The sequence below is a fragment of the Phenylobacterium sp. genome (assembly GCF_031181185.1).
In the GTDB taxonomy this organism is placed as follows: domain Bacteria; phylum Pseudomonadota; class Alphaproteobacteria; order Caulobacterales; family Caulobacteraceae; genus Phenylobacterium.
In genome coordinates, this window is the sequence record NZ_JAPSKZ010000117.1 from 1 (window position 1) to 11,388 (window position 11,388).

An 11,388-nucleotide genomic window follows, 5' to 3' on the forward strand; every position below is an offset into this window, starting at 1 on the left:
CCCGGTGCTCTGTCAGAACGTCACCATCCGCAAACTCGACATCAACAGTCACGGTCCGAACAACGACGGCATCGACCCGGAGAGCTGCGACCACGTTCTGATCGAGGACTGCTTCCTCTCCACCGGCGACGACTGCATCGCGCTGAATTCAGGCCGCAACGAGGACGGCCGCCGGATCGGCGTTCCCTGCCAGAACGTCGTGATCCGCGGCTGCCGCATGGCCGACGGCCATGGCGGCCTCACCATCGGCAGCCAGATCTCGGGCCACGTGAAGAACGTGTTCGCCGAGAACTGCCGCCTGGACAGCCCTGACCTCGACCACGCGATCCGTTTCAAGAACAACGCCCTGCGCGGCGGCGTCGTCGAGCGCGTGCGCTATCGCAATCTGGAGGTTGGCAACGTCCGCCGGGCGGTGGTCACGGTGGACTTCAACTACGAGGAAGGCGCGAACGGCCGCTTCAAGCCGGTGCTGCGCGACGTCCTGATCCAGAACGTGAAGAGCGCCAAGAGCCGCCGCGCGGTCGACCTGCAGGGCCTGCCTGGCGCGCCCGCTCGCGACATCCGCATCGAGAACTGCGACTTCCAAGGCGTGGCCGAGCCCTCGATCGTCAAGCACGTGGAGGGCCTCAAGCTCTCCAACGTCCGCGTGAACGGCCGTGTGGCCCGCGACCTGACCAAGGACCTCTGATGCTCCGCCGTACGCTGCTCGCCGGGCTCGTGGCCCTTTCGTTCGTGGTCCCGGCGCATGCCGCCTCCGACGCCGAAATGTGGCGCAAGGCCGAAGCTATGGCGGCCTCCATCGCCGCCCCGCGCATCCCGGACCGCGCCTTCTCGCCCGCTCGCTTCGGCGGGCGGCCGGATGGGAAGACCGACGCCCGACCCGCCATCGAGGCCGCCATCGCCGCCGCCAATCGCGCCGGCGGCGGCCGCGTGGTGCTGGGTCCCGGCGCCTGGTTCTCCAAGGGGCCTATCCGGCTGAAGAGCCGCGTCGAACTGCGCGTGGAAAAGGGCGCCACCCTCCTCTTCTCGCCGAACCCCGACGACTACCTGCCGCCGGTGAAGACGCGGTGGGAAGGCACCGAGGTCCTCACCTACTCGCCTCTGGTCTATGCCGCCGACGTCGAGGACGTGGCGATCACCGGCGAGGGCGTCATCGACGGCAACGCCCAGAGCGGCTTCCACCCCTGGCACAAGACCGCCGAGCCCGACTTCCAGCGCCTGCGCCGCATGGGCTTCGAGGGCGTGCCGGTGGAGCGGCGGGTGTTCGCCAGGGGCACGCACCTTCGCCCGCCGCTGATCCAGGTGTTCGGGGGCAAGCGCATCCGCCTGGAGGGCTTCACCGCCAAGAACTCGCCGTTCTGGGTCAATCACCTCGTCTATGCCGACGACGTGGTCGTGCGCGGCATCAAGGTCGACAGCCACTTCCCGAACAACGACGGCGTGGACGTGGAATCCTCCACCCGCGTGCTGATCGAGGACAGCTGGTTCCGCACCGGTGACGACAGCGTGGTGATCAAGTCGGGCCGCGACCTCGACGGCCGCAAGATCGCCCGGCCCAGCGCCTGGGTGCTGGTGCGCAACAACGACATGGGCGGCGAGGATGGCATCGCCCTCGGCAGCGAGATGTCGGGCGGCATCCACGACGTGTTCTTCACCGACAACATCCTGCGCAAGGGCGCCTCGGCGATCCGCTTCAAGGCCAACCTCGACCGCGGGGGGACGGTCGAGCGCGTCCGCGTGCGCAACATGACGGTCGAGGAGTTCGGCACGCTGTTCTGGTTCCAGCTGAACTACCCCGGCGAGCTGGGCGGCAACTTTCCCTCGACCTACCGCGACGTGGTCTTCGAGAACTTCAAGGTCGACCGCGTGGGGACGTTCTTCGACGCTCACGCGCCCGCCCAGGCGCCGCTGAGGGAGGTCATCCTGCGCGACATCGCGGTGCGGGAGGCCAAGACCACCCTGGTGCTGGAGAACGTCGAGCAGCTGCGCTTCGACAACGTGGTGATCGGCGGCCAGCGCTGGGACGGGCAGATCAAGGCTCAGGCGGTCGGGTCCGCCCGGTAGTCGCGCTCGACGTACTCGAACCAGTCGAAGTCGGCCGGCCTGGCCGCACCCGAGGTGTCCTGGCAGCAGACGCCCACGAAGGCGCCGGTGAAGTTGGGCGCTCCTGGCTGCGTGGCCTCGTCGGACAGGATGCTGGCGTCGAACACCTCCGGCAACCACGTCCAGGCGCCCTCGCCCACGCGCCAGCCGAACCGCAGACGTTCATAATCCACCTCCACCCGCAGTTCGACCGGCCCCGCCGGGATCGCGACTGGCTTGGTGAAGGCGTCCGCTTGCGGCGAGTCCGGCAGCGCCGACATCGCCTGGATGCAGCGGCCGAGCTCGGCGTCGTGCGTCACCGTCAGATAGTGGAACTTGGCGGCGTTGTAGTAGCAGACCAGCCCCGCAGCTTGTTGGAAGTGCTGGGGCTCGAACTCCATGCGGGTGGAGGCCGAATAGCAGAACGCCTGCTGGCGGCGCGCCACCAGGGCCTGCCGGAACAGGCTGCCGATGCTCTCCCGGCCGTAGAGCCGCAGGAAGCCGGGCCGCTGGTCCAGGCTGAAGATCTCCTCAGGGTATGGCGTTCGCAGCCACTGGAACTCCGGCGGCAGCGCCGGACCGTCGAAGTCCCGCCGGACGGGATCGGCCTGGAACGGCGTCTCCGGCAGGTCCGGCCCGTCGATCTCGAGCTCGGGTGTCCTGCGGCCGTCGCGGGTGCGCAGCCAGCCGTCGTGGCCCCAGACCAGCTCCTGGATCGCGGTCTCTCGGCCCAGCACGCAGCGTCCGCGGTTCGGCAGCGGCCGGCCGCACAGGTAGACGGCGAACGTCCGGCCATCCGGCGTCTCCACCAGGTCGGCATGGCCCGCCCGCTGCAGCGGCGCGTCGGGCTTGTCGCGCGCGGTCAACGCCGGTCCCCCAGGCTGCACCTCGTAGGGTCCCCAGAGGTCGCGTGACCGCGCCAGCGTCAGGGCATGTCCCCAGCCAGTGCCCCCTTCGGCGGTGACCAGGTAGTACCATCCGTCCCGGCGGTAGAGATGCGGCGCCTCGGTGAGACCAAGGGATGTGCCCTCGAAGATCACCCGGCGCTCGCCCACCAGCCGGCGTTCCTCCGGCGCGTATTCCTGGCAGACGATGCCGGCGAAGCGGTTCCGCCCGGGGCGGTGGTCCCACAGCGGGTTCAGCAGGTACTTCCGGCCGTCCTCGTCATGGAACAGCGACGGATCGAAGCCGCTGGAGTTCAGATAGACGGGATCGGACCAGTCGCCTTCGATCGTCGGCGAAGTCACCAGGTAGTTGTGGAAGTCCCGCAGCGACGCTCCCGACGCGCCGCCCACGGTCGTGCGGCCGTAGCGCTTCACGTCGGTGTAGACCAGGTGGAACAGTCCGTCGGCGTAGGTCAGGCACGGCGCCCAGACGCCGCAGGAGTCGGGATCGCCGCGCATGTCGAGCTGGCTCGCGCGCCGCAGCGGCCGGGCGGCAAGCCGCCAGTGCTTCAGGTCGCGCGAATGGTGGATCTGGACGCCTGGGAACCACTCGAACGTCGAGGTGGCGATGTAGTAGTCGTCGCCCACCCGCACGATCGACGGGTCCGGATTGAAGCCCCGAAGGATCGGATTGCGGATCCTCATACGGCTGGCAGCTCCGAGACCGTCTTGGTCGCTGGCCGGTCGCGCACCAGGGTCCACAGCACCACGGCGCCCAGGATATCGAGCAGGCCCAGGGCGATGAAGAACGGGTCATAGCCCACGGTCGCCACCAGGCTGCCGATCAGCAGCGAGAAGATCAGCACGCCCAGGTTCCCGCAGGTCCCGGCCATGCCGGCCACCGTCGCCACCTCGCTGCGCTTGAACAGGTCCGAGGCCATGGTGATCACCGTCACCGACAGCGTCTGATGGGCGAAGCCGCCCAGGCACAGCAGCGCGATCGCGGCATAGGGGCTCTCCACGCGGCCCACGAACATCATGCCGGTCATCATCAGCGCGCCCAGCGTGAAGGCGCCCCGCCGGGCGTTGATCAGGCTGACGCCCCGCCGTTGCAGGAACTCCGCGACGGCGGGTCCGAACAGGCAGCCCGCGTCCGCCGCCACGAACGGCAGCCAGGCGAACATGGCGATCTGCTTCAGGTCGAAGCCGCGGGTCTGCACCAGATAGAGCGGGACCCAGAACGACAGCGTGCCCCAAGTCGGGTCGGCCAGCATGCGGGGCAGCGCAATCCCCCAGAAGTCCCGCCGGCGCAGCAGCTGCAGGATCGAGGGCTTGGCGCCGTCCGCCTGCAGGTCGGCTTCCTGGCCGGCGGCGATCCGCGCCTTCTCATCGCCCGACAACGCCGGATGGCGGTCGGGCGCGCGGTAGCCCCACCACCAGAGCGCGACCCAGACGAAGCCCAGGACGCCGGTGATGACGAAGGCCGCACGCCAGTTGAACGCCAGGATGGCCCAGGCCACCAGCGGCGGCGCCAGCATGGAGCCGACCGAGGCGCCTATATTGTAGAAGCCGCCGGCGAAGCCCCGCTCTCGAGCCGGGAACCAGGTGGCGACGACCTTCATGCCGGCCGGGTTGGCCGAGCCCTCGGCGAAGCCCAGAAGGCCCCGCAGGATGGCGAAGGCGGGCCAGCTGCTGGCGAACGCGTGGGCCACCGAGATCGCCGACCAGGCGCCGGCGAAGATCGCCATGCCGGCCCGCAGGCCCAGGGTGTCCAGCACATAGCCCACCACCGGCTGCAGCATGATCCCGGCCTGAAAGGCGCCGGTGATCCAGCCGTACTCCTGCTCGGTGATCGACAGATCCACGAGCAGGGTCGGCGCCGCTACGCTCATAGTCGCGCGCGTCAGGTAGTTCAGCACCGCGCCCAGCATGATGAGCGCGATGATCCACCAGCGGAGCGCCCGGACGGTGGCCATGGCGGAGGCTCCAGGCTTAGCCGGTCATCTCCTCGAGCTCGCGCCCGCGGGTCTCCTTCACCATCGCCCGGACGAAGAACAGGGAGACGAGCGCGCTCGCCGCGTAGAAGCCGTAGGTGATCGGCAGGCCCAGGGAAGCCGCCAGGGCCGGGAAGCTGACGCTGATGGCGAAGTTGGCGATCCACTGGGCGAAGCCGGCCACCGCCAGGCCCGAGCCGCGGATCTGGTTCGGGAACATCTCGCCCAGCATCACCCACATGACGGGGCCCCAGCTGAGGTTGAAGAAGACCACGTAGGCGTTGGCGGCGATCAGGGCGACCAGACCGACACTGTCGGAGAGCTGCAGCGATCCGCCCACCATCGTGGCCGTGGAGAACGCCCAGGTCATGACGCCAAGGGTCACGGCCATGCCGGCCGAGCCCAGCAGCAGCAGGGGCTTGCGGCCGATGCGGTCGATCAGGCCGATGGTGGCCAGGCACGCCAGGATCGAGAGCGAGCCCGACAGGATGTTGATCTTCAGGGCGTCGTCTTCCGAGAAGCCGACCGACTGCCACAGCACCGCGCCGTAGTAGAAGACCACGTTGATGCCGACGAGTTGCTGGAACACGGCCAGGCCGATGCCGGTCCACACGATCGGGCGGATCTTGCCGGTCGTCTTGTCGATGAGGTCCGACAGCTTCGGCCGGTGGTGGTCGGCGGCGAGCGATGCGCGGATCTCGGCGACCTTGCGCTTGGCCTCGGCTCCGCCGAACAGGCGCGTCAGCACCGCCTCGGCCTCGGCGTCGCGGCCCTTCACCACCAGGTAGCGGGGGCTTTCGGGGATCAGCAGCAGGGTCAGGAAGAAGATGCTGGCCGGGATGGTCTGCATCCAGAACATCCAGCGCCACGCCGGATAGCCCATCCAGAACTCGGCCGTGGAGCCGCCGGCCGTCTTAGCCAGCAGGTAGTTGGCGAGGAAGGCCCCGGTCAGGCCGGTGATGATCATGATCTGCTGGACGCTGGAGAGGCGGCCCCGGATGTTCGCCGGCGTCACCTCGCTGATGTAGACGGGCGACAGCACGCTGGCCGCGCCGACGCCCAGGCCGCCGATGAAGCGCGCGATGATGAAGATGAAGGACGAATTCGCCGCGCCGGTGCCCAGCGCGCTGAGGATGAACAGCGCGGCGGCGATCATCATCACCGTGCGCCGGCCCAACCGGTCGGCCAGGCGCCCGGCCATGAAGGCGCCGACGGCGCAGCCGACCAGGATGGCCCCCACGTTCAGGCCGGTGCCCAGCTTCGACAGGTTGAACGCCCCCTCCAGCCCGTCCTGCGTGCCGTTGATGACGCCGCTGTCGTAGCCGAACATGAAGCCGCCGATGGTGGCGACGGCCACGATGGCGCCGATGAAGGCCATGTTGACGCGCGCGGCCTCGCCGCCGGCGCCCAGCCCGCTTACGGGCGTGCTTCCTGTGGTGGACACTCGATGACCTCCCTCGCGGGTCGCGCCCGCTTGTTGATTGCGCCGGCCTCTCATCGGGCCTTCGTCACGCGCAGCCTTAATGATAGCGGTATCATGGTCAAGCCCGCTGACATGACCGTGTTGTTCAAAAGCTAGTGGTTGTGGCGAGGCGTCTTGGCCGCGACGCCACGGTACTTCAGCGCGATCTCCAGCACCGCCCCATCGGCCAGCTGGCCGGTCTTCTCGCGGTAGATCTCCTCCCACGGGGTCTGGCTTTCCGGGACGGGCGGAGGCGGCTCGGTGCGGCGGCGCGCGATCTCGGCCTCGTCCACCAGGGCGTCGCAGGTCCCGGCGTTCAGGTCGATCCGGATGACGTCGCCGGTCCGCAGCCAGGCCAGCCCGCCGCCGGCCGCGCTCTCGGGCGAGGCGTTGAGGATCGACGGACTGTCCGAGGTGCCCGACTGGCGCCCGTCGCCCAGCGTCGGAAGGCTGGTGATCCCCTTCTGGATCAGGGCGTCCGGCGGCTGCATGTTCACCACCTCGGCTGAGCCCGGCCACCCCAGCGGACCCGACCCGCGGATCACCAGGATCGTCCGCTCGTCGACGCCGAGCGCCGGATCGTTGATCCGGTGGTGATAGTCGTCCGATCCGTCGAACACGACCGCACGACCTTCGAAGACGCCTTCCCGCCCCGGCTCCGACAGGTAGCGGCGGCGGAATTCCTCGGAGATCACGCTGGTCTTCATGATCGCAAAGTCGAAGAGGTTGCCCTTCAGCACCACGAAGCCGGCCCGCTCCTTCAGCGGCGCCTCGTAGGGGAAGATCACCTCCCGGTCGGTGGCCTCGCGGCCCTTCAGGTTCTCGGCCAGGGTCTTGCCCGTGACGGTGGCGCAGCCGCCCTCGATCTGGCCGGCCTTCAGAAGCTCGCACATCACCGCAGGCACGCCGCCGGCGCGGTGGAATCGCTCGCCCAGGTACTTCCCGGCCGGCTGCATGTTGACCAGCAGCGGCACGTCGTAGCCGTGGGTCATCCAGTCGTCCGGCGACAGCTCCACGCCTGCATGGCGAGCCATGGCCACGATGTGCGGCTGGGCGTTCGACGAGCCGCCGATGGCGCTGACCACCTTGATCGCGTTCAGGAAGGCCGCGCGGTCCAGGATCTTGGACGGCCGTAGGTCCTCATGGGCCATCTCGACGATCCGCCGGCCGGTCTCGTAGGCCATCTGCCCGCGCTCGCGGTAGGGCGCCGGGATCGCCGCGCAACCGGGCAGCGACAGCCCCAGCGCCTCGGCGACTGCGTTCATGGTCGAGGCCGTGCCCATGGTGTTGCAGTGCCCCGCCGACGGCGCAGACGCAGTCGCGCGCGCCAGGAACTCCTCTTCGGTGATCTCTCCGGCCGCCAGCTTGCGGCGACTGCGCCAGATCACCGTGCCGGAGCCCACCAGCTCGCCCTCGTGCCAGCCGTCCAGCATCGGCCCGCCCGACAGCACGATGGCCGGGATGTCGACGGTCGAGGCGGCCATGATCCCGCTGGGCGTGGTCTTGTCGCAGCCGGTCGTCAGGACGACAGCGTCGATCGGATAGCCGTAGAGGATCTCGGTGAGACCGAGATAGGCCAGGTTCCGGTCCAGCGCCGCGGTCGGGCGGCGGCAGTTCTCGAAGATCGGATGGACCGGGAACTCCATGGGGATGCCGCCCGCGTCGCGGATGCCGTCGCGCGTTCGCTTGGCCAGCTCCAGGTGGATGCGGTTGCACGGCGACAGGTCGGAGCCGGTCTGGGCGATCCCGATGATCGGCTTTCCGCACTGCAGCTCCTCGGGCGTGATCCCGTAGTTCATGAAGCGCTCGAGGTAGAGCGCGGTCATGTCGGAGCGTCCGGGCGCGGCGAACCACTCCCGGGACCGGAACGGGCGCACAGGCTTGCGGTCAGGCATGGGCCATCTGGTTCTGCGGAAGGCCGGGAACGTCAACCTCGAACCGGAACAGGCCCCCGGCGAGCGGCTGGGCCTTGCGGTCGGCGTCCGAGAGGCCCTTCCAGGCCGTGGTCGCATAGACGGTCTTCAGGTCGTCGCCGCCGAAGGCGATCTTGGTGACGTTGGCGCAGGGCAGCTTCACGAACCCGACCACCTCGCCCTTGGGCGAATAGCGGCGCGCGCCCCAGCCGGCATAGAGGCCCGTCCAGACGCAGCCTTCTGCGTCGACGGCGGGCCCGTCGGGATAGCCGGCGCCGTCCTCGATCTTGGCGAACACGCGCTTGTTCGACAGGTCGCCGTTGGCCGCCACGTCGAAGGCGTAGATCGTCTTCTGCAGGGTGTCGGTGTGGTAGAGGATCCTGCCGTCCGGGCTCATGGCCGGACCGTTGGTGATGCAGTAGCCGGTGTCCATGCGCTTCAGGCCTTGGGCATCCAGGCGGTAGAGCGCCCCGGTCAGGTTGGTCTCACCGTCATGCATCGAGCCGAACCACAACCGTCCCTGCGCATCGACGAAACCGTCGTTCAGCCGGTTGTCCAGCGCCGGGTCCTCCAGCGTCGTCATCAGCTCGAAGCCCGTCTTGGGATCGAACCGGTGCAGACCCGACTTCAGGCCCGCCACCCAGCCGCCGCCCGCTGCGGGCGCGATGAACCCCGGCTGATCCGGCGCCGCCCAGCTCCAGGCGGCGCCCGTGACCGGCTCGTAGCGGTGGATGCGCTTGCCCTTGATGTCGACGAACCAGACCGCGTCCTCCTCGGCCCGCCAGACGGGCCCCTCGCCGAGTTGAGCGTCGGCGCGCAGCACACATTCCGGCTCGCCCATGGGACTACCTCCAGCCTGCGTCGACCCAGTACTCGTGTCCGGTGCACATGCGGGCGTCGTCCGACGCCAGGAACAGGACCAGGGCCGCGACGTCCGAAGGCTCGATCCGCGCCTTCAGGCACTGCTGGGCGACGATCTCCGCCTCGCCCTCGGGCGTGTACCATTTCATCTGGCGCGGCGTGCGGACGTTGCCCGGGGCCACGCAGGTGACCCGGATGTTGTCCGGTCCCAGCTCGCGCGCCAGGGCCCGGGTCATGCCCTCGATGCCCGCCTTCGCCGTCTCGTAGAGCACCAGGTCCGGCAGACCGAGGTGCCAGGAGATCGAGCCGAAGTTGATGATCGCCCCGCCCCCATTGGCCTTCATCGCCGGCACGACGGCCTTGGCGCAGAAGATCATGTGGCGAAGGTTCACTGCGATCCGATCGTCGAAATAGGCCGGCGTCACCTCGTCCAGGCTGTGACGGTCGTCGTTGCCTGCGTTGTTCACCAGCACCTGAACCGGGCCGATCTTCTCGAAGCACGCCTCGATGGCGCCCGCGTCGGTCAGGTCGCAGCGGTGGAACACCGGCGGGACCTCGGCCCCGGCGAAGCTTTCCGCCAGCGCCCTGGATTCCGCCTCGAGCACGTCGAGGAAGTGCACCTCGGACCCCTGCCGCACGAAGGCCTCGACGAGGCCCGCGCCGATGCCCGAACCGCCGCCGGTGATGACGACGCGCTTGCCCTTCAGGCTGGGATAGATCGCCGAGGTTACGCCCACGAGTAGGCCGTCTTCGTCTGGGTGTAGAACTCGATCGCCGCGAAGCCCTGCTCGCGTGCGCCGTAGCTCGACTTTTTGATGCCGCCGAACGGCACGTGGTAGTCCACGCCCGCGGTCGGCAGGTTGACCATCACCATCCCGGCCTTGGCGCGCCGCTGGAAGTCGCGGGCGTATTTCAGCGAGGTGGTGACGATGCCGGCCGACAGGCCGAAGTCGCCGTCGTTGGCGACCGCCAGCGCCTCGTCATAGTCCTTCACGCGCACGGTGCTGGCCACGGGTCCGAAGACCTCCTCGCAGTTGATCCGCATGTCCTTGTGGGTGTCGGCGATCAGCGTCGGCTGGACGTACCAGCCGGGGTTGTCGAGCTTCAGCCGCCCGCCGCCCGTGACGACACGGCCGCCCTCGGACTTGGCGATGTCGATGTAGCGGTAGCTGGTCTCCATCTGGTCCTCGCTCACGGCGGGGCCCATCTGGGTGTTCGGATCGAGCGCGTCGCCCACCCGCAGGGCCGCCACCTTCTCCGCAAGGGCTTCCACGAAACGGTCGTGGATCGCGTCAGCGACGATGATCCGGCTGGACGCCGTGCAGCGCTGGCCGGTGGCGTAGAAGCTGCCGTCCAGGGCCACCATCACCGCCCGATCAAGGTCGGCGTCGTCGAGGACGATCAGCGGGTTCTTGCCGCCCATCTCCAGCTGCACGCGCGCCTGGCGCTTCATCGCCGCCTCGGCGACGCTGGCGCCCACCGTCTGCGAGCCGGTGAACGAGATGCCGTCCACGTCCTTGTGCTCGACCAGCTTCGCGCCCATCGCGCCGGGGCCGAAAATCATGTTGAACACGCCCTTCGGCGCGCCCACCGCCTCGGCGGCCTCGTGGATGATCTGGGCGAGCGCCGCGGCGATGGCGGGCGTCGGGCCCGCCGGCTTGATCACCACCGTGTTGCCGAACGCCAGCGCCGGCGCGCTCTTCCACGCCGGAATGGCGATGGGGAAGTTCCAGGGCGTGATCAGGCCATAGACCCCCACCGCCTGCCGGTAGGTCTGGATCTCAACGCCCGGGCGCACGGAGTCGAGGTTCTGACCGTGGCGGCGCAGGGCCTCGCCGGCGAAGTACTTGAAGATGCGACCCGCCCGCACCGTCTCGCCGATGCCTTCGGGCAGGGTCTTGCCTTCCTCCCGCGACAGCAGCCGGCCCAGCTCCTCGCGGCGCTTCAGGATGGTGTCGCCGACCTTGTCCAGCAGGTCCGACCGCAGCTCGGGTGAGGCATCAGACCAGGCGGGGAACGCCTGCTTCGCCGCCGCCACCGCCGCGTTCACCTCGGCCTCGCCGCCACGCGGCAGCTTGGCCACCACGTCGTTGGTGTTCGAGGGGTTGCGGCTCTCCTCGACGGCGTCGGCCGAGACCCGCTCCCCGCCGATAAAGTGCGCCAGGGTGTCCGTCATCGTGCGGCCTCCGCCG

9 protein-coding genes are annotated in these 11,388 nt (G+C 69.1%); 2 read left to right on the top strand and 7 right to left on the bottom strand.

The features are described 5' to 3' along the window. Both RIF93_RS14095 and RIF93_RS14100 read left to right on the top strand, forming a co-directional pair. Positions 1 to 688 (top strand): glycosyl hydrolase family 28 protein (locus RIF93_RS14095; protein WP_309092084.1); only part of this gene is annotated, 688 nt, incomplete at its 5' end. Continuing rightward, complete coding sequence (locus RIF93_RS14100) at positions 688 to 2,064, top strand: glycoside hydrolase family 28 protein (RefSeq protein ID WP_309092085.1); 1,377 nt, start codon at positions 688 to 690, stop codon at positions 2,062 to 2,064. The genes RIF93_RS14095 and RIF93_RS14100, both read left to right, overlap by 1 nt. Here the strand turns inward: RIF93_RS14100 and RIF93_RS14105 are convergent. From RIF93_RS14105 to RIF93_RS14135, 7 genes are all read right to left on the bottom strand, one after another. Continuing rightward, on the bottom strand, positions 2,040 to 3,671 hold the full coding sequence (locus RIF93_RS14105; protein ID WP_309092086.1) for a glycoside hydrolase family 43 protein: 1,632 nt from the start codon (positions 3,669 to 3,671) through the stop codon (positions 2,040 to 2,042). The two genes, RIF93_RS14100 and RIF93_RS14105, sit on opposite strands and share 25 nt — an antisense overlap. Then, positions 3,668 to 4,942, bottom strand: coding sequence for an MFS transporter (locus RIF93_RS14110; protein WP_309092087.1), 1,275 nt, complete (start codon positions 4,940 to 4,942; stop codon positions 3,668 to 3,670). Before RIF93_RS14110 ends, RIF93_RS14105 begins: the two co-directional genes overlap by 4 nt. Positions 4,943 to 4,958: 16 nt before the next feature. Further along, positions 4,959 to 6,338: a sugar porter family MFS transporter gene (locus tag RIF93_RS14115; RefSeq protein ID WP_375163883.1), complete on the bottom strand. Its 1,380-nt coding sequence runs from the start codon at positions 6,336 to 6,338 to the stop codon at positions 4,959 to 4,961. A gap of 197 nt (positions 6,339 to 6,535) precedes the next feature. Continuing rightward, positions 6,536 to 8,317 carry an IlvD/Edd family dehydratase gene (locus tag RIF93_RS14120; protein ID WP_309092089.1) on the bottom strand — a complete coding sequence of 594 codons (1,782 nt, stop codon included), beginning with the start codon at positions 8,315 to 8,317 and terminating at the stop codon, positions 6,536 to 6,538. Further along, the gene (locus RIF93_RS14125; protein WP_309092090.1) at positions 8,310 to 9,176 is read right to left on the bottom strand and encodes an SMP-30/gluconolactonase/LRE family protein; all 867 of its coding nucleotides are present in this window, start codon (positions 9,174 to 9,176) and stop codon (positions 8,310 to 8,312) included. Before RIF93_RS14125 ends, RIF93_RS14120 begins: the two co-directional genes overlap by 8 nt. A 4-nt stretch (positions 9,177 to 9,180) precedes the next feature. Beyond that, complete coding sequence (locus RIF93_RS14130; RefSeq protein ID WP_309092091.1) at positions 9,181 to 9,933, bottom strand: SDR family oxidoreductase; 753 nt, start codon at positions 9,931 to 9,933, stop codon at positions 9,181 to 9,183. Continuing rightward, complete coding sequence (locus tag RIF93_RS14135) at positions 9,924 to 11,372, bottom strand: aldehyde dehydrogenase family protein (RefSeq protein ID WP_309092092.1); 1,449 nt, start codon at positions 11,370 to 11,372, stop codon at positions 9,924 to 9,926. Before RIF93_RS14135 ends, RIF93_RS14130 begins: the two co-directional genes overlap by 10 nt. Positions 11,373 to 11,388: the final 16 nt, after the last annotated feature.

Coding starts and splice junctions, on each gene's coding strand:
- RIF93_RS14100 (WP_309092085.1), top strand. CDS start 688: ATGCTCCGCCGTACGCTGCTCGCCGGGCTCGTGGCCCTTTCGTTCGTG.
- RIF93_RS14105 (WP_309092086.1), bottom strand. CDS start 3,671: ATGAGGATCCGCAATCCGATCCTTCGGGGCTTCAATCCGGACCCGTCG.
- RIF93_RS14135 (WP_309092092.1), bottom strand. CDS start 11,372: ATGACGGACACCCTGGCGCACTTTATCGGCGGGGAGCGGGTCTCGGCC.
- RIF93_RS14125 (WP_309092090.1), bottom strand. CDS start 9,176: ATGGGCGAGCCGGAATGTGTGCTGCGCGCCGACGCTCAACTCGGCGAG.
- RIF93_RS14115 (WP_375163883.1), bottom strand. CDS start 6,338: ATGGCCTTCATCGGCGCCATCGTGGCCGTCGCCACCATCGGCGGCTTC.
- RIF93_RS14110 (WP_309092087.1), bottom strand. CDS start 4,942: ATGGCCACCGTCCGGGCGCTCCGCTGGTGGATCATCGCGCTCATCATG.
- RIF93_RS14120 (WP_309092089.1), bottom strand. CDS start 8,317: ATGCCTGACCGCAAGCCTGTGCGCCCGTTCCGGTCCCGGGAGTGGTTC.